21 protein-coding genes are annotated in these 23,582 nt (G+C 40.8%); 6 read left to right on the top strand and 15 right to left on the bottom strand.

What is annotated here, in order from left to right; translation table 11 throughout:
* Positions 1 to 227: 227 nt before the first annotated feature.
* Both NBH03_RS14215 and NBH03_RS14210 read left to right on the top strand, forming a co-directional pair.
* A complete protein-coding gene (locus NBH03_RS14215; protein WP_215690397.1) occupies positions 228 to 701 on the top strand; it encodes a sigma-70 family RNA polymerase sigma factor in 474 nt (157 codons plus the stop codon).
* Complete coding sequence (locus NBH03_RS14210; RefSeq protein WP_250799959.1) at positions 698 to 1,900, top strand: DUF4179 domain-containing protein; 1,203 nt, start codon at positions 698 to 700, stop codon at positions 1,898 to 1,900. Before NBH03_RS14215 ends, NBH03_RS14210 begins: the two co-directional genes overlap by 4 nt.
* Before the next feature lie 143 nt (positions 1,901 to 2,043).
* Here NBH03_RS14210 and NBH03_RS14205 read toward each other — a convergent pair whose 3' ends face one another.
* The 3 genes from NBH03_RS14205 to NBH03_RS14195 form a co-directional block, all read right to left on the bottom strand.
* A complete protein-coding gene (locus NBH03_RS14205) occupies positions 2,044 to 3,057 on the bottom strand; it encodes a PD-(D/E)XK nuclease family transposase (protein ID WP_215690399.1) in 1,014 nt (337 codons plus the stop codon).
* Positions 3,058 to 3,425: 368 nt separating this feature from the next.
* Entirely contained in the window at positions 3,426 to 4,676 is a 1,251-nt protein-coding gene (locus tag NBH03_RS14200; protein ID WP_250799958.1) for a hypothetical protein, read from the bottom strand.
* Entirely contained in the window at positions 4,673 to 5,146 is a 474-nt protein-coding gene (locus NBH03_RS14195; protein ID WP_178440619.1) for an RNA polymerase sigma factor, read from the bottom strand. Before NBH03_RS14195 ends, NBH03_RS14200 begins: the two co-directional genes overlap by 4 nt.
* Before the next feature lie 267 nt (positions 5,147 to 5,413).
* Between NBH03_RS14195 and NBH03_RS14190 the strand changes: the two genes are divergently transcribed.
* On the top strand, positions 5,414 to 5,785 hold the full coding sequence (locus NBH03_RS14190; protein WP_117526591.1) for a metal-dependent transcriptional regulator: 372 nt from the start codon (positions 5,414 to 5,416) through the stop codon (positions 5,783 to 5,785).
* A 154-nt stretch (positions 5,786 to 5,939) separates the two neighbouring features.
* Here NBH03_RS14190 and nifJ read toward each other — a convergent pair whose 3' ends face one another.
* From nifJ to NBH03_RS14145, 9 genes are all read right to left on the bottom strand, one after another.
* A complete protein-coding gene (nifJ, locus tag NBH03_RS14185) occupies positions 5,940 to 9,476 on the bottom strand; it encodes a pyruvate:ferredoxin (flavodoxin) oxidoreductase (RefSeq protein ID WP_215690402.1) in 3,537 nt (1,178 codons plus the stop codon).
* A 199-nt stretch (positions 9,477 to 9,675) separates the two neighbouring features.
* A complete protein-coding gene (locus NBH03_RS14180; protein WP_215690403.1) occupies positions 9,676 to 10,836 on the bottom strand; it encodes a UxaA family hydrolase in 1,161 nt (386 codons plus the stop codon).
* A gap of 12 nt (positions 10,837 to 10,848) precedes the next feature.
* Entirely contained in the window at positions 10,849 to 11,142 is a 294-nt protein-coding gene (locus NBH03_RS14175; RefSeq protein WP_117540575.1) for a UxaA family hydrolase, read from the bottom strand.
* A gap of 81 nt (positions 11,143 to 11,223) precedes the next feature.
* Positions 11,224 to 12,600, bottom strand: a complete 1,377-nt coding sequence (locus NBH03_RS14170; protein ID WP_250799956.1) for a GntP family permease — start codon at positions 12,598 to 12,600, stop codon at positions 11,224 to 11,226.
* Between the two features lie 36 nt (positions 12,601 to 12,636).
* A complete protein-coding gene (locus NBH03_RS14165) occupies positions 12,637 to 13,920 on the bottom strand; it encodes a nickel pincer cofactor-dependent isomerase, group 22 (RefSeq protein WP_227081352.1) in 1,284 nt (427 codons plus the stop codon).
* Positions 13,921 to 14,151: 231 nt separating this feature from the next.
* Complete coding sequence (locus NBH03_RS14160; RefSeq protein ID WP_215690405.1) at positions 14,152 to 14,925, bottom strand: IclR family transcriptional regulator; 774 nt, start codon at positions 14,923 to 14,925, stop codon at positions 14,152 to 14,154.
* Positions 14,926 to 15,136: 211 nt separating this feature from the next.
* Positions 15,137 to 15,418, bottom strand: a complete 282-nt coding sequence (locus tag NBH03_RS14155; RefSeq protein ID WP_015514886.1) for a DUF2325 domain-containing protein — start codon at positions 15,416 to 15,418, stop codon at positions 15,137 to 15,139.
* A 170-nt stretch (positions 15,419 to 15,588) separates the two neighbouring features.
* On the bottom strand, positions 15,589 to 16,020 hold the full coding sequence (locus NBH03_RS14150) for a flavodoxin (protein ID WP_117526467.1): 432 nt from the start codon (positions 16,018 to 16,020) through the stop codon (positions 15,589 to 15,591).
* A gap of 62 nt (positions 16,021 to 16,082) precedes the next feature.
* Positions 16,083 to 16,670, bottom strand: a complete 588-nt coding sequence (locus NBH03_RS14145; protein ID WP_215690406.1) for a DUF3793 family protein — start codon at positions 16,668 to 16,670, stop codon at positions 16,083 to 16,085.
* A 215-nt stretch (positions 16,671 to 16,885) separates the two neighbouring features.
* Here NBH03_RS14145 and NBH03_RS14140 point away from each other — a divergent pair, with 215 nt between their 5' ends.
* From NBH03_RS14140 to NBH03_RS14130, 3 genes are all read left to right on the top strand, one after another.
* Positions 16,886 to 18,370, top strand: coding sequence for a sigma-54 interaction domain-containing protein (locus tag NBH03_RS14140; protein ID WP_215690407.1), 1,485 nt, complete (start codon positions 16,886 to 16,888; stop codon positions 18,368 to 18,370).
* 239 nt (positions 18,371 to 18,609) lie between these two features.
* Positions 18,610 to 20,061, top strand: a complete 1,452-nt coding sequence (locus NBH03_RS14135) for a 4-hydroxyphenylacetate 3-hydroxylase family protein (RefSeq protein ID WP_215690408.1) — start codon at positions 18,610 to 18,612, stop codon at positions 20,059 to 20,061.
* Between the two features lie 18 nt (positions 20,062 to 20,079).
* Complete coding sequence (locus tag NBH03_RS14130; protein WP_227081353.1) at positions 20,080 to 20,364, top strand: NifU family protein; 285 nt, start codon at positions 20,080 to 20,082, stop codon at positions 20,362 to 20,364.
* A 91-nt stretch (positions 20,365 to 20,455) separates the two neighbouring features.
* Here the strand turns inward: NBH03_RS14130 and NBH03_RS14125 are convergent, their stop codons facing one another.
* Genes NBH03_RS14125 through feoB form a run of 3 tightly spaced genes read right to left on the bottom strand, consistent with a single transcriptional unit; the run spans position 20,456 to position 23,545 of the window.
* Positions 20,456 to 20,944, bottom strand: coding sequence for a Fur family transcriptional regulator (locus tag NBH03_RS14125; protein WP_227081354.1), 489 nt, complete (start codon positions 20,942 to 20,944; stop codon positions 20,456 to 20,458).
* Positions 20,874 to 21,023 (bottom strand): FeoB-associated Cys-rich membrane protein, encoded by a 150-nt coding sequence (locus tag NBH03_RS16020; RefSeq protein ID WP_117526484.1) that lies wholly within the window; start codon positions 21,021 to 21,023, stop codon positions 20,874 to 20,876. Before NBH03_RS16020 ends, NBH03_RS14125 begins: the two co-directional genes overlap by 71 nt.
* A 29-nt stretch (positions 21,024 to 21,052) precedes the next feature.
* Entirely contained in the window at positions 21,053 to 23,545 is a 2,493-nt protein-coding gene (gene feoB, locus NBH03_RS14115) for a ferrous iron transport protein B (RefSeq protein WP_250799955.1), read from the bottom strand.
* Positions 23,546 to 23,582: the final 37 nt, after the last annotated feature.

Genomic DNA, 23,582 nt, shown 5'->3' with positions numbered 1-23,582 from the left:
AGGTTACATAAAATAGTGTCTTTCTTTATGCCACATTATACTCCATAATTATCCCTATAGGCAAGTTGAAAACTGTTTAAAAAGAAACTATTTTGAAAAATATTTTATTCCTCCTATTGTGCAACCTTTTGCCTGGATTTTTTATCTAATAGATGTAATAACTTAAAGCCGGCTTTGAACAGTTACAGAAATAATGATAAAATCCATGATAAGGAAGTGATGAACCATTGACAAAAGAAGATTTAGGACACTTAATTATTGCCTCAACCGATAGTCTTTATAGAATTTCAAAGTCAATTCTAAGAAATGAAACAGACTGTGAAGATGCCGTTTCGGAGGCCATTGTAAAGAGTTTCGACAAAATAAACACTTTACAACATGCATCCTATGCCAAAACATGGCTGGTTCGTATTTTAATCAATGAATGTTACCGCATTTACCGCCAAAAGCAATTTGCGCCGTCAAATGATTTTACATTCAAAGAAAACCTATCCGATGAAGCGGATTATTCTGAATTATATCATGCAATGATGCAGTTGGACGATAAGTATAGAATCCCTGTCGAATTATATTATATTGAGGGCTACAAGATCCATGAAATTACAGATATTCTCAACCGCAGCGAAGGCACCATCAAAAGCCAATTGGCCCGCGGCAGACAGCAATTAAGAAAATATCTTGAATCGGAGGCAGCACAATGAATAAAAATGATTATTTAAAAACACCTGAACATTTTAAGATGTTAGTAGAATCAAAAGTCAATGAACAATTAAATACTCCAATCTCAGATAAGAAAAACCCGACAACATCCATACAGACGAAAAAAGAAAAATCCGGATACCATTTTAAAAAAATCGCAGCTGCGGCTGCTGTCATCGCCATTATTACCACGACTTCGGTTTTTGCAGCTAAACATTTCCGACTTAGCGACTATTTTGAAAGCAGCACAGAAACATACAACGAAAGCTATATGGAAACCATTGATAACCGCGACATATCTGTCAAAAACGGTTTTCCTGAACAAATGAAGCAATTTGAGCAAAATACAAATAAAGTTTTTGACGAACCACTTTTTACATTAACAGAAGCCTATTATGACGGCAACTACCTCTATATTTATGCCCAAGCAACGGATGTCGGACAGGAATATGATGCTATTACCAGTCGAATATTCATTAATGGTACTCAATATATCGGTGATTTCGGACGGCTTCTCGGTCAAACCGAAACGAACGGTTTCAGTCAGGATGAGTATGTCGGAACATTTGCACTTGATGGATTAGAATCAGATAACTTTACTGTAGAAATGCCATTAAGCATTTATCTGGCATCAGAAGAAACTTCTGTCACAGAAACCTCTGCTGTGGTCGAAAACGATTCTGCAGACAACACCGTAACGCCCGCACTCATCCGCCAAGGACAGCAAACTGTATCATTCAAGGTGACCGCCGCAGACAGAGTACTCGGCTATACTGATCAGCAGGTTACAGTCAATTCAGATGTCACAGCGGACATATCCGATTTAAAACGCACTGAGTTAGGCATTCGTCTGAATTTGACCTGGCATCTGGATGCATCCGCGGCCGAAAGATATCTGTATGATTTTGAATATACAGATGAAGAAAACGATAATCTAAGCGGCTATGCCAAACCGGATTATCAGGTCACAGACGATAAAGGAACAGATTACGGTAATGACCAGATACACATTAATCAAATTCAAGCCACCTCGGAAGATGTCGACCCTGTATTAGTCATTAGAAACGAAGACGGCAGCGCAGACTGCATCAGCAAAATCTTTATCTCGGATGTGCCAGAAGACGCAAAACAGCTGACTCTTCAGTTAAAACACAACGGGCAGGCCATTGATGAAATGTCAGTTGAAATCTTGCTAAAATAGTCTCTTCATAACTCCAAAATCCATTTTAAGCAGATAATTTTCAAGGAGAATGCAGCTCACTTTAAATTGCATTCTCCTTGTTTTTGGGGCTGTCGTGAAATAGACAGCTCCTTTATCTTTTAATAAAACAGAAAATAAGATGCCTATACAGAAAGTATGGCTTTATCAAGGATTGCCTTTACCTCCGCAATACTTTTCCTGGCTACATCTGCAATCAATTCAATTGAACAGCCTTTATCATACATACTCCGAATAAACTGCTCTGTCATTTCTTCCGTTACTTCTCTTGTTACTTCTTCTGTTACTTTCTTTGTTACACGTTCAGTGGTTTCTTTTATGGCTCTTTCTTCAATTCCTTCACCTAAATTACACATAATATTCACGTCCCTTCTTAAATCATCATTCATCAGAATATGATATTCATTTTCTATAACCTCTATTTTCTCCTGTACTTTTATTTTATCTGATAACAATGCGTTAAGTAATCGATGCAGTTCATATTTCTTATCACGTTCAGGTAAATCTTTTGTCAATCCAATGAATATAATATTTATCAAATCCTGCTTGCCTTTCCAGTGGCACTCACCTAAAATATTCTCATTAGCAAGATAATATCTGGATAAACTGTTTTCATTCATATCCAGACAAATCCAGATGTTGAAAACCCTCTTTAAATCATTATACTTTGACTTCACGAAATCTCTGCCTTTTTGTGAAGAAATCATCCGGCTTACATAATAAATACTTCTGTTCAAAAGATGATAGTCTGCTGGCTGGTCTTTCTGTATCTCAATGTTAATAATCATCTGCGCCAGACCATCTTTCATCCGTACATAAAAAATGATATCAAATCGTATCGTTCCTTCGTTAATCTCACTGTCTTCTGTATTCAGCCCTTTAATTGACTCAGTTAATATAGTTCTTTCCTTTATCCTACCAGTATTGGTCATTCCTGGATTAACTGGTACAATCCCAATCAACGGCTCTCCTTCAATATATGCAACTGCCTCTTCCGGCTGCATCCCCTTGAATTCATCAACAGTTCTTACAAGTATGTGAGCCAGTATCATCTTCTGTCCAATCAACCGCTTCGCACAAGCATCATACTGTGCCTTATCATTTGCAGCTGCAATAGTGTTCATCAGCTCAGTGTTCATAGTTCAGCATCCCTCTCCCTGTGTTCTTCATTTCGGTTATAAGTTACATCTAAACACTCAATGATTCCACAAGAAGCACTCCGCTTACCCTCATTATAACGAAGAGAAACTCTGGAATCAACTTAAACGAGATGAAACACGCTTTGCGAGTTTCATTCGTTATCGCGATACTCGTCAAGGCCACATGCAAGCCTGGGCTTTGACTCGTTATCCGCGTAAAACACAGCATCTGCGCAATATGCGCAGTATGCTGCTTCTGTATATTCTATAGGTTTCTCTTTCGTAAGCATTAGGCAGAACGTATGTTTTTATTATATCATACATATCCACCGCATGCAATGCAATATCCGTTAATATTCCGTTATTCTTTATTCGTCATATTCGACAGTAAACGCCGCAAAATCAAGGTTTGTATACGTATGCTCTTCTCCGTCTTCTACGCCTGTTCTCACATAAGGTGTTACTGTCAGAGATGTGACATCCTGATTCATGCCTTCGATAATTCCAAACATTTCCCGATAATATTTGCCGTCGGCTTCATAGGATTTTCTCTGTTCCGCACCGGACCAGTCATCTCCATCTACAGTGAACACAATTGTCTGTCTCGTATCCATATTGTCTTCTGTTGTAAAATGATTGCCGTTGTTGTCATCCAGTGCCATAAATACCACCTGGTTACCTCCGCCCTCGCTTGACATCTTATCGTAAAGCTCTTTCTGGCTTTCATCGAATTCCCAGGTCACATGGATATACGTACCTGATTCTGCAATTTTTAACACATCCACGGTAGCTACCACACCATCCTCTGTTATCACAGTCTGTGCCGGCTTAATGATGGCATTTTCATCCAATTTGGCATCAAAGGATATGGTCTGAGTACCCAGAGAATCGGCATCCACTATCAGTGATGCTGTAAAAGAATCCGGCACATCCCTTCCTCCCAGCTGAACGGTGCCCTTATAATCACCCTTTTTAACACCGGAGCCTTCATTCTCCTTAACTTCCTCATCTGAAAGCTTGTCAAAATGAATCATATACACCGCATCTCCGATAGCCAATCGGTCTGAATTTAACTGATGCCTTTTTCCTTTACCTGTCGGGCGTGCATAAAATGCCAGACTCAGACCATCATAATACACCTGGGTAATATCTAGCAGCGGCTCACTGACCCCTTTTACCTCAGCAGCATTATCCTCACCTCTGATATCCACCATAATCTGCGGCCATCCCGGCGTTACGGTCTGATTAAAAGCGCTGGCATCTGTTGTCAAATAAGCTTCCGCACCTGTCTCATCCACTTCTCGACCTACCAGTGATGATGCACCGGATTTTGTCACAGCATAAACTCCTCCGCCAAGAATGCCTGCCAGAACCAAAGCAGCAACAGCTATTTTAACCACTCTCCACCTTCGATTTGAAACATTTGCACTGCTTCGTCTATCTTGCATATACTTCGTATTTCGTTTATTAATTTTTCCTTTTACATGGTTTGTTCCGTCATTCACTTTTACCTCAATTTCATCATCCGCTATTTCTTTTTCCACCATCTCTTTTAAAGCCATTCTAAAACTTTCCGGTGTTTCCGGGAAATCCTTCTCCCAACTATTTTTCTCACTCATACCGCATCCTCCTGTTCATACATACGCCGCATCATTTTCCTGGCCCGGCTCAGACGCATTTTTACTGCACTGTCCCCCAAGTCCAGCATCTGACCGATTTCCTTGATTGTATATTGATTCAGATAATACAATACCAGCGGCACCCTATATTCGATTTCCAGTGACATGATTTTCTGATACAAATCTGAATATTGATGCTGCCTAATCTCTTCTCCGGAAATCTGTTCATGATAAGCTGCCTCACGTTTCCTTTGCCGCAGCATACGATAACATTCATTCAGCAAAATTCGTATAAACCAGGTTTTGGCATATTTCTTCTCACGCAACGTATCAATCTTTGCGAAAGCCTTACTCACTGCTTCCTGAACAGCATCCTGGCAATCCGCATCTTCTTTGAGAATCGACTTTGCCACACGATAAAAATCATCCGTGCCGTCGATAATCAACGCCCCTAACTCTTTCTTGTTCATCCTCTTCACTTCCTCCTTTGATGTATACACCATTTATTTATTCGAGCTCTCATACAACTATCTGTTATATCTATTAGATGCAAAAATACTGACCCTCGTCACAACTTTTTCTCATATTTTATCATTTTACTGCTATTTTTCGAAAAAAATAACAAAGCATCCATTCACCTTGGTAACGCCCTGGATTTCAGCAATATTTCTTTGATATTTTAACCAAAATATGATATAATAAATGAACAATTTTTAGAAGAAAGGACGGTGTGTCCATTGAAGATGCAGGAATCTCCAGAAGATTATCTGGAAACCATTTATATGCTCTCACTTCACAGCTCAGAAGTGCGTTCCATCGATGTAGCCAGACATCTTGGTTACTCCAAGCCAAGCGTCAGTGTTGCCATGAAGCGACTCCGCGAAAACGGATACGTCAATATGGATGACAACAATCTTCTCACGTTGACAGAATCCGGTCTGGCCATCGCCCGAAGCATTTACGAGCGTCACCAGGTTATCTCCGGTTATCTGATGTCCATTGGAGTCAGCGAGGAAACTGCGTTGAAAGACGCCTGCCGTATTGAGCATGTTCTTAGCGAAGAAACATTCCATAAGATAAAGGAAATATTCTATCAGTCACGCAAGTAATAAAAGCATTGTACTGCTAAATAATAAGCGGACTGCATGATGCCTTTTTCTTTGTCACAGAATACGAAAAACCTTACTACGTACAAGAGGCAGTCTGGAATTCAGACTGCCCCTTTTTCTTTTCCCTAAATGCATTTTTTATAATTTCACATTATTATTTTGCAAGTTCCTTGTATTTCTGATAACGTGCTTTGACATCTTCAATTTCTTTCTGGTAAAGTGCATCTGCTTTCTCAGGGAAATTATTCTTAAGAGAAGCATATCTATTCTCTCCCATCATGAAATCCAGGATCTTATCTGTATCTGGTTCCGGTGAATCCAGCTGGAATGGATTCTTTCCTTCTGCAGCACGACGAGGATCATAACGGTATAAATGCCAGTAACCGCATTCTACTGCCTTCTTCATTTCCTCCTGAGAGCATCCCATACCGGCCTTAATATGCTGCTCCAGACAAGGACAATAACAAATTACAATTGAAGGTCCATCATAAGACTCCGCTTCTCTTAACGCCTTCAGTGTCTGATTCGGATCTGCTCCCATAGCAACCTGAGCAACATAGACATACTTATACTGCATAAGAATGCCACCAAGGTCTTTTTTAGCTACAGTTTTACCACCGGCAGCGAATTTAGCTGTCGCACTGATTGGTGTCGCCTTTGAAGATTGTCCACCTGTGTTAGAGTAAACTTCTGTATCAAGAACAAGCAGGTTAACATTACGATTCTGTGCCATTACATGGTCGATACCACCGAAACCGATATCATAAGCCCATCCATCGCCGCCTACTGCCCATACGGATTTCTTCGCAAGATATTCCTTATTTGTTAAAATATACTGAATATCCTCATTTACAGGAAGCTGTTCAAGTGCCTTAACAAGATTATCTGTAACTTCACGTGATTTTTCAGAATCATTCCAGTGTTCCATATATTCACCGATAACCGCCGGTTCTGAGCCTGCATTTTTCAAATTCTCAAGGCGGATCAACAGTTCTTTGCGAATTGCATCTTGCGCCAGATAGAAACCATAAGCAAATTCTGCGTTATCCTCAAAAAGTGAATGCTCCCATGCCGGTCCATGTCCTTTGCAATCCTTGCAATATGGAAGAATCGGTGCCCCGCCGGATACAGCAGATGAACATCCAGCTGCATTACCAACGTACATATGGTCTCCGAACAACTGGCTAATAAGCTTAATATATGTTGTCTCGGCACATCCTGCACAAGCAGCAGAGAACTGGAAGTATGGTTTTGCAAACTGAACATTCTTAATTGTTTTATCATTAATGACTTCTTTTTTGAGATAAGCTTCATTCATTGCAATATTATCAAAATTGTCCTGCTCACTCTTCTGCTCTTCAAATGGTGACATGACAAGCGCATCATCCATCTTTTCGTTCTGATTAACCGGGCAGACCGTCTGGCATACGCCGCAACCAAGACAATCATACGGAGATACCTGCATTCTGAAGAAATAGTTCTTCTGATTGCCTAATCCTTTAGCCGGTGCTGTAACAAATGATGCTGGTACAGCCGCCTTCTCTTCTTCTGATAATAATACAGGTCTTATTGCCGCATGCGGGCAAGCCATTGAACAACGATTACACTGAATACATGAATTTGGATTCCACTGTGGTACTTTTGTTGCTACACCACGTTTTGAATAAGCAGATGTACCATTTTCCCATGTACCATCCAGTACACCATACTTCTGAAAAACAGAAACAGGAAGTTTATCTCCCATCTGTCGATCCATAGGAACTACAATATCACGTACAAAAGGTGTTGCATTCTTCGGCATAGCTGCAGGTGTATCTTCTGCGGTTGCCCATTCTGCAGGTATATTGATTTTTACTGCTGCACTGATTCCTAAATCTACTGCCTTATTATTCAAGTCAACAATCTTCTGACCGGCCTTTTTGAAATAGGAATTATAGTTATTGCGTTTCATATCTTCCTCTGCAACATCCATCGGAATAACCTTTGTCAGTGCAAAAAAGGCTCCCTGAAGAACATTGTTCGTACGTTTTCCAAGACCTATTTCAGCTGCAATCTTAGCGGCATCAATAATATAGAAATTAATATGTTTCTTTGCAAGGTCTCTTTTAATCTTTCCTGTCAGTCTTGTCTCAAGTTCATCCTCTGTCCATGGACAATTTAAAAGGAATGTACCGCCCTCTTTTAAATCCTCTGTAACATCATATTTACCAATATAAGTAGGTGCATGAACAGCAACAAAGTCCGCTGAGTTGACCAGATATGTAGAGCGGATCGGTTCATCTCCAAAACGCAGATGGCTTTGAGTTAAACCGCCTGATTTCATCGTATCATATGAAAAATAAGCCTGAGCATACTTGTTGCCAACTAATCCAATCGTACTAATTGCATTTTTATTGGCACCAACGGTTCCATCACCGCCAAGTCCCCATAATTTACAGGAAATTTGTCCCGGATGAGGAATTTCAATCTCTTTATACTCAAGAGAAGTATATGTCACATCATCATTGATACCAATGGTGAAATTGTTCTTTGGATTATCCTGACGCAGATTGTCATATACTGCAATAAACTGCCCAGGTGTAACATCTTTTGATGAAAGGCCATAACGTCCGCCTACGACTGTAATATCTTTTCTTCCTGCCTGGTTTAATGCAGTTACAACATCCAGATATACCGGTTCACCGACAGAGCCTGTTTCTTTACTACGATCAAGAACAGCAATCTTCTTGCAGCTTGCAGGAATAGCTGCTGCAAAGTGTTCTACTGAAAATGGTCGATACAGATGAATCTGTACAAGGCCTACCTTCCGTCCATTAGCATTAAGGAAATCAACAGTTTCTTTGACAGCTTCAGATGCAGAACACATAACAACAATAACTTCTTCCGCATCTTCTGCACCATAATAGTTAAAGAGTTTATAATCCCGTCCTGTAATCTTATTAATTTCATCCATATAATGCTGAACAGTTTCCGGTACAACTGCTGCTTTAACATTTGCACCCTCTTTACACTGAAAATAAATATCCGGATTTACATTATTACCACGATTTGTAGGATGTTCCGGATTTAAAGATTTGTGACGAAAAGCATCCAGTGCTTCTGTATCCATCAGTGGACGAAGATCTTCATAATCCAGTGCCTCTATTCTCTGCATTTCATGAGAAGTTCGGAAACCATCAAAACAATGCATAAAAGCATACCCTGCCTTAATTGCCGAAAGATGTGCAACCGCTGCCAAATCCATTGCTTCCTGTGGTGATGATGACATTAACATGGCATATCCTGTGGTACGACATGTCATAAAATCTGTATGGTCACCAAAAATGGAATGATGATTAGATGTTACAACTCGTGATGCAATATGCATAACACTTGGAAGGAACTGGCCTCCCATGGCATACATTGCCGGAATCATTAACATCAATCCCTGTGAAGATGTAAATGTCGTTGTAAGTGCCCCTGCCTGAAGCGAACCATGACAGGCGCCTGCCGCACCTGCCTCAGACTGCATTTGCGTAATATCTACTGTCGTACCAAAGAGATTCTTTTTCCCTTTCGCTGACCACTCATCAACTTTTTCTGCCATTGGCGAAGATGGTGTAATCGGATAAATCGCTGCCACTTCTGTAAACGCATATGCTGTATATGCTGCAGCAGTATTTCCGTCCATCACAACATATTTCTTACTCATAATAATATTCTGTCTCCTTATTGTATAAATTATTCTTTATATGTAACTGTTCAGAGCCAAGCAAAATTTCAAAAAACAGGTATAAAATGCTTGCATTTTTAAGACTGTTTTTGAAATTTTATTTGGCGGATACGCCACACCGACGAAATGCGTAGCATTTTGGAGGTCAGCTCTGAACAGTTACCTTTATATTATATAATTAAACGAAATTACAAACCCGGGCAATTGCCATCTCCGTAAATCCAAGAGATTCTGCCTTTGTTTGTCTTCCGCTTGCTACTTCTGCTGTTAATTTAAGGAAATCATCCCCCAACTTCTTCAATTCACCACCATAAATAATCGGTGATGCATCTACATCAATATTGTCACTCATATTAGCATACGTCAGTTTGTTGCCTGTTATTTTGATGACAGGTGCAATCGGATTACCTGTAGGAGTACCACGGCCAGTTGAAAAAACAACAATCTGTGCTCCGCCCGCAACCATTCCGGCTACTGATGAAGGATCATTTCCCGGGGTATCCATAATCACAAGACCCTTTTTCGCCTCAACCTGTTTTGCATAATCATACACTTCCATTACCGGTGTATGACCACCCTTATGAATACATCCGAGGGATTTTTCTTCCAATGTTGTAATGCCGCCTGCTTTATTACCCGGAGAAGGATTGCCTTCACGCACCTCTTCACCTACAAGCTGCAGTGCTTTTTCATATCTGTGAACAATTTCAAATATTCTGTCCCGCACTTCAGGTGTTGCAGCCCGTGAAGCCAAAATATGTTCTGCACCTATAAATTCTGTTGTTTCAGAAAGAATTGAAGTTCCTCCTTCAGCTACAATCCGATCACTGAGTTCACCGATCAGAACATTTGCTGCCAGACCACTGGTTGGATCACTGCCGCCGCATTCTGTTCCAATAATTAACTCGGACATTGGGAATTCTTCTTTCTGAAGAAGTGAAGCCTCTTCAACCATCTCTTTTGCATAGCGGACAGCAATTTCTGCTGCTTTGATTGTTCCTCCTGCTTCCTGAATAATCACCTGTTTCAAAGGTTTATTTGTTCTCTCTTCAATTGCCTTTACCACAAGATCCATCTGACAATTTTCACATCCCAGAGAAACAACAACCGTACCATACACATTCGGATTCGCAGCATACCCTGCCATCACATCCATTGTGTACTGCTGATCCGACGCCACCTGGGAACATCCCAGCTGATTATTAAATGTAACCGATCCAACAACCTGTGACGAAATAATACGCGCTGTATCAGAGGCACAGACACTCGCCGGAAGTATGAGTACCATATTACGAACACCTACACGCCCGTCAGGTCTTCTGTATCCATAAAAATTCATTGCCATATCCTCCTATTTTACTTTAGCTTCCAAGTTTTCTCTATGCCCTTCAACGTTATGGATATGAACATGTTCACCAGCCTTTATGTCTGCGACAGCGATACCAATATGTTCACCATATTTAATAACAGGCATTCCCTTTACAATATCGCGACAGGCAATCTTGTGGTAAATTGTAATATCCTGAAGTGCAGTGAGTGTGTTTTCTTTACCATCACACATCCATGTGACAGTATCCCCTTTTGCAATAGGCTCAATAGCAACAATCACATTGTCCCTACTATCTATAATCATCGCATTCTGCATATGTATCCTCCTATATTTAATACAGTAACTGTTCAGAACCGCCACCAAATCTCGGTTCTGAACAGTTACATATGTTCCTTATTAAAGTGGAATAATCAGAGCACCAATAATTGCAAGTACAAAAATACATACTGATGAAATAAAGGAACCCAGTGTATATGTTTTAAGACCTCCTGTTACGGTTAATCCAGACATATTTGTTGCAACCCAAAAACCGGAATCATTGACATGTCCAATTGAATTACCTCCGGAGAGACATGCAAGTGCAATCCATACCGGATGGCATCCGATAGCTGGTGCAATCGTTGCCATAATACCCATGGAAGTCATGCCTGCAACAGTACCTGATCCCTGTGCCACACGGAAAACCATACCAATACCATATGCAAGGAACATAGCCGGTAATATAGATGTTGTATTTGTTCCTAACAGACCTACAATTGCATCGCCAATTCCTGTAGCTGTAATAACAGACGCAAATGAACCGCCTGCACCTGTAATCAAAAGTACAACACCTGCACTCTTAAGTGCCTCACCCGCAGACTTTTCGATTCCATTCTTTCCAAGGTAAGGCAGACTGACTAAATAAGCGCCAAGTGTACCTAACAGCATAGCAATAACTTTATCTCCAAGGAATGAGCAAATCACAGGTTTCTCTGCAAATAAGGCTCCACCGATTGTACCAAACAGAATACAAACAACCGGAATGATGATTGGAAGAAGTGAAATAAGCAGAGACGGTTTCTTGGTTCTATCTTCCTGACTCTTTCTTCCTTCACGAGCTGCAACCAATTCTTCTGTAACATTTGAGCTATGATTGACATCCTTTTCCTCATTCCAAATACCCTGATCATGAATCTTGATATAAATGAAATTGGATACCATAACTGTAATAAAGCCTACAATTAAACCTACAATAAGCATAATACCAAGGTCAAAGCCAAAAATATCTGCTGCTGCAAGTGGATTTGGTGTTGGTGGTACAACACAGTGTGCAGTTGTTGCACCAATCGTCAGACATCCTGTAACATATCCCATTTTAAGATCAATTTTAGAAGCAATTGTAATACCAATTGGAATAAGAATAATAAATGTTACATCAAAAAATACTGGAATGGATAAAATAAACCCTGCAATACTTAAGCCCCAGATAGCCTTTTTTGCCGGGAATGCAGATACAATTTTATCTGCTATTACCTCAGCTGCACCGCTATCATTCATAAGCTGTCCAAGAATCGTACCAAAACCAACCGGTAAACCGATACTTGTCATCATATTTCCAAATCCAGACGCAATCGTCGATGTTGTAGTGAGCAAATCGAGTCCACCCATAACTCCCATAACTAAACAGGCAATAACCATACCAATCGCTGCATTCAATTTCAATACAATAATACAGAACAGAATAACAGCAATTGCAACCACAAGAGCCAAAATCAATAATCCAGGTGATGTCATACTCTTTTCCTTCCTTTCCTCTCTTTAAATATTAAACTAAAACAAATTTCCATTTTCATCAAATGGCAAATCATATGGTTCTGTAAGAATTTCTATATTTGGATTTTCTTTTGCTAACGGCAAAAGTCCTTCTGATATTTCTATGTATTCGATATGCGCGGTATCCGGTATACGAATCATTTTCATGTTATTCTGATCCTCTGCTTCCGGACAGCAACACAAAGCAAGCTGCAATGCCTCCCGATCATTATCCATGATCATAGGAATTTTCATAAGATGTAAAAATGTGTTGGTTACTCCTGTAGGATACGTCATTTCCAGTTTCATTCTATTAACCAAACGACGTGTCGTAACTTCTGCAAGTCCTACTCCCTGTGCATTGCCATGTGTCTCATCTGTAATATCTAAAATGACACACTTCTCTGCCTGAATTCCGCCTGAGCAATACTGTGGAAGAACAAATCTTCCGGATATATTTGGATCCATTCCATCGCCGGAAATATTCTTACCAATCTTATCAACAACTAAAACATCACATTTATCAAACAATATATGTGCGATCGTCTTATAAGAAAGTTCTTTAAGCTTCGGCTCTTCAGTAATAATTTCCTGCGGCGTAAGCCCTTTGATCAGATATGTTTCATCATAAGCATTTTCAATGACTGCAATACCGCCAATAATAGGTACGTTATCAATAAATGTCCTTCCATACTCCTCAATTAATTCGTGCATAATTGCCGGACTTTGATGATGAATACTCTCTGCACCTTTCTGTTTGCCAAGACCAATTGCCATCATTTTCATAAGACCACTTTCATAAGGTCCCCTGAAAGAAGTATGCGGCTTAATACGGTTAAAAAGGATAATACCATCCGCCTCTGAAGCATTTTTATCCATAAACACAGGCTGATGTCTTACACCAGATAAACCAATCTGTACCGTATCCATTGAACTCTTAATCGGACATCCCATTGCTTCTTCTGTAATGCCATAATCTTTAAGAATCTGAAGCTGTCCTTCAGCAGTTGCGCCACCATGACTGCCCATTGCAGGAACAATATACGGTTCTGCACCTTTTGACTTGACAAAATCAACAATTGCTTTTGCCATCACTGCATTGTTACTCATCCCGCGGCTGCCACATGTAATTGCGATGCGCATTCCCGGTTTCACCTGACCACCCAGGGCTTCTCGGGACAATTCTGCATTTACCATATCCGCAATCATATTCACCGGAATATGTGTATCGTCAAAAACCTCTCGAATTTTCACCATGCGTGGTACAGATACCCCTTTAATGAGATCTGTAATTGTTTCCATGTTCTTTTCTCCCTTATATGTTTTGTTTGTTCCTATATAAGAACTCAGTTCTTATATAGGTTTTTATGGGTATAGTTTATCAATATGTTTATTTTTTGTCAATCAACAAAGTCAACAAAAAAGCGACTTCAAATTTGTTATGTTTTTTGATCTGTTTGGCAAGCATTTTGTCTGAAACAAAAAAAGAGCCTCAATTTAAAAATTGAAGATCTTTTTATTCCCTTATATTTCTTATGGCTTTATGAGTTCAAAGTTATACAATCCCACAAGTTGTTCTATTTGCTGTTGTGCCTCTCTCAGACATTGACAAATCTGTACTCTCTTTTCATCTGTATAGCGGAAAATCGGAACAGAAATACTTAATGCTGCATCAACTCTGCCATTCTGCCGGATTGGCACAGCAAAACAACGCATCTGGGGAGTGGACTCCTCTGTTTCTGTTGCAATTTCTCCGCATCGTATCTGTTCAATCTGACCAAGCAATAGATCCATATCTGAAATCGTATGTTCCGTAAGCTTTGGCAGGCCATCTCTATACAGATCTCTAATCTGTTCATCTGTAAGGTCACTTAGCAATGCTTTCCCGATGGCAGTTGCATTTGCCGGAAGTTTTGTTCCTACCCAGGATATCATTCGAATGGCCTGAGGTGAATCTTTCTTTGCCACATATAAAACATTACCACCTTCCAAAATTCCGAATTGGCTTGTTTCCTGTGTAGACTCAGTTACACTATTCATAATGTTGATCAATGGTTCAAATCCGCTTTGTGACGTACATGAAGCGCCAATAATATATGTACGCAATCCCAACCTGTACTTCCCGCTCCCCGCATCACACATAATATACTTTCTCTGCTCCAACGTATGCACGATCGGGAAAAGGCTGCTTTTAGGTGCTTTCAAGGCTACTGCAAGTTCTGTAAGTGTAAGTCCCTCCTGAACTTCAGAAAGTGATTCCACAATGTCCAATACACGTGCCGTTGCCCTATGTTGTTCTTGTCCCATAAATAACCCCTTTAAAAAAATATTCCATAAAATATACTGCAAAAATTAACCTTTATCTTTAACGTAACTGTTCAGAGCTAACCTCCGAACAGTTACATTTTAACAAACTTTATTTAATAATGCAATGATAGCGTGACCGGGTAATTACTCACAAAAGCAGTAAAAAATAAGGGCGTGTGAAAAACGAAAGTTTTTCACACGCCCTTATTTTTTATACAGCATGTTCAAGTAAAATACCCTCCAATGCTGAACCGCTGCTTGTGTGGCAACGAACGATTTTAAATTTCTTTTTCTCAGCTTCATCTACGGCACATCGTACCATTTTGTGAGAAACGGTATTTGTAAACAAAATGCATAAATCAGGATCACCAATCTGCTTGTCCAAATCGGCAGACATCTGAGTGAATACCTTTGCTTTACATTTATGAGATTTACAAATTTTCTTATACTGACAGACCATTCTGTCATGACCACCGATGATAACAACACTCATGGCTATCCTCCTTCTCAAAACATTTTTTCAGCTGTTCAGAACCGATTTCCGGACTGCCCGGTCTTTATCAGTCGATGAGATTGTCTTCGGCCCTGAACAGTTATTATTTTAAATACCTTCAAGTAAAAATGAGTATAAGTGATAAAACTTCGAAATCGTATTGCTGTTAATTATAAAGCTGCTAACTCTTTGCCCAGTGCTTCGAGTTTTTCTTCAGCTTCTGAATCAGGCTCATTCATGCAAATAGCATCTTCACCGCCGTATACCTGGGCACCGGCCTCTTCCATACGAGCTACCCAGTTGCGCATCCATTCACCGTCTCCCCATCCGTAAGAACCAAATAAACCGATTTTCTTACCTGATGCAAAACTCTCAACTTCTGTTACGAAATCTTCCATGTATGTTTCTTCAAGAGTTTCATTTCCCATGGATGGGCAGCCAAGAGCAAATACAGGATAATCTTTTAAATCGTCAGCTTTGATGTCTTCTACAGACACAACCTTTGCTGTTGCTCCACCATCCTGAATACCTTTGCCTAAAATTGCTGCCATTGCTGCTGTGTTGCCTGTACCGCTCCAGTATGCGATCATAATTTCTTTCATTGTTAAAACTCCTCCTATAAAAAGTGTTTAATTATATCAAAAACGGTGAATGACCGCTCTGATTATACAAATTGATATTGTTCTGCCATTCCAAAACCCATGCCCTGTCTGACCATATCCATGGCAATCTGCTTGACTCTGGCATATAGGCGGAATGTCTCACAGGCCTTTTCTTCATTCTCATATACTTTCCAATATCCGCTGCATAAGCAGTTACGACCATGATGTTCAATAAAGCCTTTGACATCCCCCAGCGGATATCCAAGAAAAATACCCATTTCATGAGGAAAATCCGCTTTGCCAGCCTTGTACTCTCTGAAACGTTTTGCTGCATAAACAAGCATCTCATCCATCGTCATATCTTCAGTATACCCAAACTGCTTCATAAAAGCCCTGTTATCAGGATCCATCAGTTGCCTGTAAAGGGGCTCCTCGCGAAACATGAACCATACCTGGCGTTCTTCACGATGTTCAAAGCACCGCACCTTCAGGCCTGTTGTTTCAACCAGAGATTTCAACGCCTTAGCGTAACTCTGCTCAATAATCAGCAGGTTTGAGGGCTTGATACCAAAAATAACCGGTGCACACTGCTCTGCTGCTTTTTCCTGTATTCCTCTTATTATTTCATACGTCTGCCTGTATGCAACCATCCTTTTACTCTCCTTTACTTGGTTAGATATACCTAACCACCTGATGTCATTATCATACCAGCTCTGTCAAAAAATTGCAATACCATTTATTGAGAATGAATCTCATTACCATGTTTATTGTCATTTTTCATCCAATAAAGTGTTAAAAGGTACTCGTTTATGCTATACTAAAAGCAGTTTTTTATTAAATATAAGGATTACTGGAGGGAAAAATATTGAATACACCACCTGATTTCAGTAAATATACCAAACAGCTTAACATAGAGCAGCTAAAAAAACAAGGTACACAGGCTCTGGCTGATGAACTTTCCTATACACGACAGCTTTATGAATCTCTGGACACAATTTTTCAGGATTCCCTGGACGGTTTCTTTATCACAGATGGCGAAGGTAATGTTTTAAAAGTCAACAAGTCCTATGAAGAAATGTCCGGCATCACCAGTGAAGAGATTATCGGTCAGAATATGCATGACCTTGAATCTACGCTAATCAATTATTCTGCTTCACTGATTGTTATGAAAACAGGGAAAACCGCAACCATTGAACAGAGTTTTCTCAGAACAGGGCGTAAAGCTTACATCACCAGTACTCCTGTATTTTCACCCGAAGGCAAAATTATCATGGTCATCAGCAATACCCGTGATTTCAAAATGATCGAAGAACTCCGTCAGCAGCTCAGTGAACAGATGGTTCAGGTGTCCGAATACAAAGAGAAAATCCGTGCGCTGACACAGCAAAACATTGACCGTTCCCAGTTTCTGGTCAATGATCCTAAAATGTACGAAATTCTTTACAGTGCCACCAAAGTAGCTGACAAAGATACCACTGTACTCATTCAGGGTGAAACAGGAACCGGCAAGGAACTTCTGGCTCACTTTATCCATCAGAACAGCTCCCGCAGGGATAATCCGATGCTGAGCGTCAACTGTGGTGCCATTGCCAAGGATCTCATCGAAAGTGAATTATTCGGTTATGAAGGCGGCGCTTTTACAGGTGCCCTCTCCAAAGGCCGCCCCGGCTATTTTGAAGTTGCCAACGGCGGTACATTATTTCTTGATGAAATCGGTGAAATGCCTATGAATGTCCAAATGAAACTTTTGCGCGCTCTTCAGGAAAATGAAATCATGCGTCTCGGTTCCAGTCAGCCCCGCAAAATCGATGTTCGCGTCATTGCCGCCACTAATCGCGACCTGAAAGAAATGATTGATGCCAATGAATTCCGTTCCGACCTTTATTATCGCCTGAATGTCGTCAATCTGGAAATTCCTCCTCTTCGCGAGCGCAAAAAAGACATCATCCCTCTGGCTCAACATTTTCTTAATCAATTTAATGCCAAGTTTAAAACACATAAAACACTGAGTCCTTACTCCTGCAAAACGCTGGAAGAATATAACTGGCCCGGAAATGTCAGGGAGCTCAAGAACACCATTGAGAAGATGGTTATTCTCAGTGATGAAGATATTATTTCATCTGCCGAATTATGGAGCAGCGAATCCAGTCTGATCAAAGATAATGTCCAGCTTGGCAATATCCAGCTGAAAACCATTCTTGAGCAGATCGAACTGAAGTATATCCGGGAGTACTGCAGTTTATACGGCACCCTTGAAAAAACAGCTGAAAAACTGGATATGAATTTGAAAACTCTGTCCCGAAGGAAAAAGCACCTTGAAGAAAAATATCCCCGTTCTGAAAATCTGTAGTTCTTATTTTTGAGAAGTTTCTCATTTTTGAGATTCCAATTTGTCGTTTTTTCTCATTTTTGAGATATACATAAAACAGTCCTGCCACGAATACCGCAAAACAGGGCTGTTTTTTCTTTGTCAATGTTGGCACGCATCTTGCTTATAACTAAGAATATCAAGTACTATTGATACATTTAATCAATGGATACATGATTCTAAACTATTTACACATTTTAAATTTTTGGGAGGAATTTATTATGCCATTAATGACAGGAGACGAATACGTAAGAAGTCTGCAGAAAATCAAAATGAAAATCTTTCTTTTCGGTGAAGAGATTGACAACCCGGTAGGTAATCCGATTCTTCAACCGGCTGTTAATTCAGTCAAAGCAACTTATGACCTTGCACAAAATCCTGAATATGCTGATCTGATGACAGCGACTTCAAACCTTACAGGTGAGAAAATCAACCGTTTTACACATATTCACCAGAGTTCTGATGATCTTGTTAAGAAAGTTAAAATGCAGCGTTTGCTTGGTCAGAAGACCGCAGCCTGTTTCCAGCGTTGTGTCGGCATGGATTCTTTCAATTCCGTGTACAGCACAACATATGAAGTAGATAAAAAATACGGCACACACTATCATGATAATTTTGTTAAATTCGCTACTTATGTTCAGCAAAACGACCTGACAGTTGATGGCGCCATGACAGATACTAAAGGTGACAGAAGCCTTTCTCCATCCAAGCAGGCAGACCCTGATCTTTTCCTGCATGTTGTTGAACGCCGTCCGGACGGTATCGTTGTCCGCGGTGCAAAAGCACATCAGACAGGTATTCTGAATTCTCACGAAGTGATTGTCATGCCTACCATCGCTATGGGACCTGATGACAAGGATTATGCCGTTTCTTTTGCTGTTCCTCTGGACACAGAAGGTTTAATGATGATTGTCGGCCGTCAGAGCTGTGATACAAGAAAGACTGAAGGATGCCAGCTTGATCTCGGCAATTCTACATACGGTGGTATGGAAGCACTGACAGTCTTCGATAATGTTTTTGTCCCTAATGACCGTATTTTCCTGAATGGGGAAACAGAATTTGCAGGTATGCTCGTTGAACGTTTTGCAGGTTATCACAGACAGAGCTATGGCGGATGTAAAGTCGGTGTCGGCGATGTCCTCATTGGTGCTACAGCCCTTGCTTCAGAGTATAACGGCGTTGAAAAAGCTTCTCATATCAAAGATAAACTGATTGAAATGATTCATCTGAATGAAACTCTTTACTGCTGCGGTATTGCCTGTTCAGCCGAAGGTCAGCCAACAGAATCCGGCAACTACCTGATTGATCTGATGCTGGCCAATGTCTGCAAACAGAATGTTACCCGTTTCCCATATGAAATCGCACGTCTTGCACAGGATATCGCAGGCGGCCTGATGGTTACACTGCCTTCCGAAAAGGATATGGATCATCCTGTAGTCGGTCCTGTTATCCGCAAATACCTTGCAGGCCCTGCAAAGGTAGATGTTATGGATCGTTTCAAGATTATGCGTCTTATCGAAAATCTGACCCTTGGTACCGCTGCTGTCGGTTATCTGACAGAATCTATGCATGGTGCAGGCAGCCCACAGGCTCAGAGAATTATGATTTCCAGACAGAGCAATATGCCTGCTAAGAAAGCAATGGCAAAGCACATTGCTCACATTAAAGATTGATGATCGGAGGTCCTCCCTTTGAATACACTGAACAAGATTCAGCAAGTTGTATCCGATCGTATCCGCCCTGCCCTTCAGGGGCATGGCGGTGATATGACCATTACATCTTTCTCAAATGGAATTCTCAAATTTAAATTTACCGGCATGTGTTCTAATTGTCCTTCAGCATGGATTACAACAGAGGAACTAGTGAAAAACGAAATCCTTTCTAATGTTCCTGAGGTAAAGGACGTCCAAATGGAATTTGCTGTCAGTGATGAACTGATTGACATGGCCAAAAAGCTCCTCAATCATGAAACATGATAAACATGATAAAGTAAAAAGGAACTTCCGATTTAAACCATAAACCGGAAGTTCCTTTTTGTGTACGAATTAATATTTATTTTTATCAGGACTACTGTATAGTCACTTCAACAATTTCATCAGCCGCATTGTAATTATAACCTTTACGGCGCAGTACATTTTGAAGTACTTCTGTCCATTCCGTCTGATTAAGGACGATTTTATTTTGATTTTTCAAGAGAATCTGGCATCCGCTTCCTGAACCTAAAGCGGTCTGGGGTTTCAGTGTTGCCACCTTTAACACCCCGATATCCGTCAGTGTATTGACCATACGGTATACCGTTGCCATACCGATACCCGGATCACGCTGAATGGCTTGATAATAAATCTCTTTACAGCTGGCACATTCATGCTCGAACACGATATCCAATATCAGCTCTCTTTGCTTTGTCACGCGAAAACCACGTTTTCTCAGTAAATAGAGAATTTCTTCCTTCTCTCTGCTGACACGATGATATTGTTCCGTGTCTCTATTTGCAACAGCTGCTGCCGCCACCGCATCCACCTCCACAATGACTGCAATCACCACAGCCCTTGCCATTTTTCTTATCTTTAATCATCGAGCGAACAATCGCTGCGACAATGACTATCAGTATAACGCCTACTATAAGAGTTCCCATTAAGCACTCGCCCGACCTTTCAAATCAATTTAAGCTACTGCTTTGCCTTTTACTTCTAATGTGTTGCTTTCCTTGTATGGACGGAACAGCAGATAGAAGAATCCAATGATTACCAGGATAGCGACAACTGTGAAGATACCAAATGTGTGATTTGCAACAAGGTTACCAATCTGGTTGATAACGAGGGCTACAAGATAAGCGAAACCGCACTGATAACCAACTGCAATCCAGAACCATTTTGCATTGTTCATCTCACGCTTGATAGCACCCATTGCTGCGAAGCATGGTGCACACAGCAGGTTAAATGCCATGAATGCATAACCGGAAACAAGTGTAAAGGAAGCTGCCATTGCCTGATATACTGTACCATCGCCGCCACCATAAAGGATACCCAGTGTACCAACGATGTTTTCCTTTGCTACAAGACCTGTAACAGATGCTACAGTTGCCTGCCAGTTACCAAATCCAAGTGGTGCAAAGATCCATGCAATTGCATGACCTACTCTTGCAAGAATACTGCTGTCTAACTGGTCTTCCGCAAGCATTGTAAATGCACCGTCTACCCAACCGAAATAGGACAGGAACCAAACAAGGATTGTTGATAATGTAATAATTGTACCAGCTTTCTTAATGAAAGACCAGCCACGTTCCCATGTTGCTCTGAGTACAGCACCCGGAGTCGGAATATGGTATGCCGGAAGCTCCATAACAAAAGGAGCAGGATCTCCGGCGAAGATCTTTGTCTTCTTCAGGATAATACCTGAACAGATAATTGCTGCCATACCAAGGAAGTATGCACTTGTTGCAACCCATGCAGCACCGCCGAATACAGCACCTGCGATCATCGCAATGAAAGGTGTCTTCGCACCGCAAGGGATAAATGTTGTTGTCATGATGGTCATACGACGGTCACGTTCATTCTCAATTGTTCTGGAAGCCATGATACCTGGGATACCACAACCTGTACCAACAAGAATAGGAATGAAGGATTTACCGGAAAGACCGAATTTACGGAAAATTCTATCCATGATGAAGGCGATACGTGCCATGTAACCGCAGGACTCAAGAATAGCCAGCAGGAAGAACAGGACAAGCATCTGAGGTACGAAACCAAGGACAGCACCAACACCGGCGATAATACCATCTACGATCAGACCCTGAAGCCATTCAGCACAGTTTGCATTTTCAAGCAGGCCGCTGACTGCATCAGGAATACTGCTGATAAATGTGCCATATGCTGCCGGATCCGGAGCTTCATAACCAGCTTCTGATAAAGCAGCGACAGCATCTGTCAGATCTGCATAAGAAGCAGTTGTTTCTTCTGTTGCAAGTGTTTCTTCATCTTCTACAAGATATGTTGCCTCTGTAGATGGATCTACCTGAGCAACAAATGCATTCACTGCTGCTTCTGCTGCTGATGGATCATAATCATCTGCTTCAGAATCAAGGGCTGCTTCAACAGCGCTTGTATCCATACCCTGATCTGCTTCGTAACTGATGAATCCATTTACAACTTCCAGAGCACCTGCATAAGCTTTATCAGCATCACCATAACCGCCGTCGCTGCCGATAAAGAAGCCATCACCGAACAGATTATCATTTGTCCAGTCTGTTGCTGCAGCACCGATTGTTGTCATGGAAATATAGTAAACAAGGAACATGATCACTGCGAAGATTGGCAGAGCCAGAATACGGTTTGTAACGATTCGGTCAATCTTATCAGAAATTGTATCTGCGCCCGCATGTTTTTTCTTCAGGCAGCTGCCGATAATACTTGCGATATATTCATATCTTTCATTTGTGATGATACTTTCTGAGTCATCATCCATTTCCTTTTCGGCTTTGGAAATGATTGCTTCTACATTTGGTGCGCTCTTCATCTGAGCTGCAATCTTGTCATCACGTTCAAACAATTTAATTGCATAGAATCTCTTCTGAGCATCCGCAACATCAGAACCAAGAAGTGTTTCAATATCATTCAGATATCCTTCGACTTTATTGTTAAACTTATGTACAGTGCCCTGAACAGCTTTGGACTGAGCAGCCTTAACAACTGCATCGGATGCTTCCTTGATACCTGTATTCTTCAGAGCAGAAATCTCATATACAGGACAGCCGCATACTTCACTCAGTTTCTGAATGTTGATGTTATCACCATTCTTCTGGACAAGGTCCATCATGTTGATGGCCATAATAACCGGAATACCAAGTTCCATAAGCTGTGTTGTCAGATAAAGATTACGCTCAAGGTTCGTACCATCAACGATGTTAAGGATCGCATCCGGTTTCTCGTTCAAAATATAATTTCTTGCTACAACTTCCTCAAGTGTATATGGAGAAAGTGAATAAATACCCGGAAGGTCAGTGATAACAACGTCTTTATGACCTTTTAATTTACCTTCCTTTTTCTCAACTGTTACGCCAGGCCAGTTACCTACAAACTGGTTAGAACCCGTTAATGCGTTGAACAATGTTGTTTTACCGCAGTTTGGGTTGCCGGCAAGTGCAATTCTGATTGCCATTTTTTTACCTCCAGATTTTCAACAATTAGAACAGTTA

The organism is Coprococcus intestinalis, assembly GCF_023656595.1.
GTDB classification, from domain to species: Bacteria; Bacillota; Clostridia; order Lachnospirales; family Lachnospiraceae; genus Coprococcus_A; species Coprococcus_A intestinihominis.
This window is presented reverse-complemented; position numbering and strand designations above follow the sequence as displayed.

Excerpts from the sequence above, each read along its gene's own strand:
- NBH03_RS14125 (WP_227081354.1), bottom strand. The coding sequence starts at position 20,944 with ATGGCAAGGGCTGTGGTGATTGCAGTCATTGTGGAGGTGGATGCGGTG.
- NBH03_RS14165 (WP_227081352.1), bottom strand. The coding sequence starts at position 13,920 with ATGGAAACAATTACAGATCTCATTAAAGGGGTATCTGTACCACGCATG.
- NBH03_RS14155 (WP_015514886.1), bottom strand. The coding sequence starts at position 15,418 with ATGAGTGTTGTTATCATCGGTGGTCATGACAGAATGGTCTGTCAGTAT.
- NBH03_RS14210 (WP_250799959.1), top strand. The coding sequence starts at position 698 with ATGAATAAAAATGATTATTTAAAAACACCTGAACATTTTAAGATGTTA.
- nifJ (WP_215690402.1), bottom strand. The coding sequence starts at position 9,476 with ATGAGTAAGAAATATGTTGTGATGGACGGAAATACTGCTGCAGCATAT.
- NBH03_RS14135 (WP_215690408.1), top strand. The coding sequence starts at position 18,610 with ATGCCATTAATGACAGGAGACGAATACGTAAGAAGTCTGCAGAAAATC.
- NBH03_RS14145 (WP_215690406.1), bottom strand. The coding sequence starts at position 16,670 with ATGGTTGCATACAGGCAGACGTATGAAATAATAAGAGGAATACAGGAA.
- NBH03_RS16020 (WP_117526484.1), bottom strand. The coding sequence starts at position 21,023 with ATGGGAACTCTTATAGTAGGCGTTATACTGATAGTCATTGTCGCAGCG.
- feoB (WP_250799955.1), bottom strand. The coding sequence starts at position 23,545 with ATGGCAATCAGAATTGCACTTGCCGGCAACCCAAACTGCGGTAAAACA.
- NBH03_RS14180 (WP_215690403.1), bottom strand. The coding sequence starts at position 10,836 with ATGAATTTTTATGGATACAGAAGACCTGACGGGCGTGTAGGTGTTCGT.
- NBH03_RS14205 (WP_215690399.1), bottom strand. The coding sequence starts at position 3,057 with ATGAACACTGAGCTGATGAACACTATTGCAGCTGCAAATGATAAGGCA.
- NBH03_RS14200 (WP_250799958.1), bottom strand. The coding sequence starts at position 4,676 with ATGAGTGAGAAAAATAGTTGGGAGAAGGATTTCCCGGAAACACCGGAA.
- NBH03_RS14160 (WP_215690405.1), bottom strand. The coding sequence starts at position 14,925 with ATGGGACAAGAACAACATAGGGCAACGGCACGTGTATTGGACATTGTG.
- NBH03_RS14195 (WP_178440619.1), bottom strand. The coding sequence starts at position 5,146 with ATGAACAAGAAAGAGTTAGGGGCGTTGATTATCGACGGCACGGATGAT.
- NBH03_RS14150 (WP_117526467.1), bottom strand. The coding sequence starts at position 16,020 with ATGAAAGAAATTATGATCGCATACTGGAGCGGTACAGGCAACACAGCA.
- NBH03_RS14175 (WP_117540575.1), bottom strand. The coding sequence starts at position 11,142 with ATGCAGAATGCGATGATTATAGATAGTAGGGACAATGTGATTGTTGCT.
- NBH03_RS14170 (WP_250799956.1), bottom strand. The coding sequence starts at position 12,600 with ATGACATCACCTGGATTATTGATTTTGGCTCTTGTGGTTGCAATTGCT.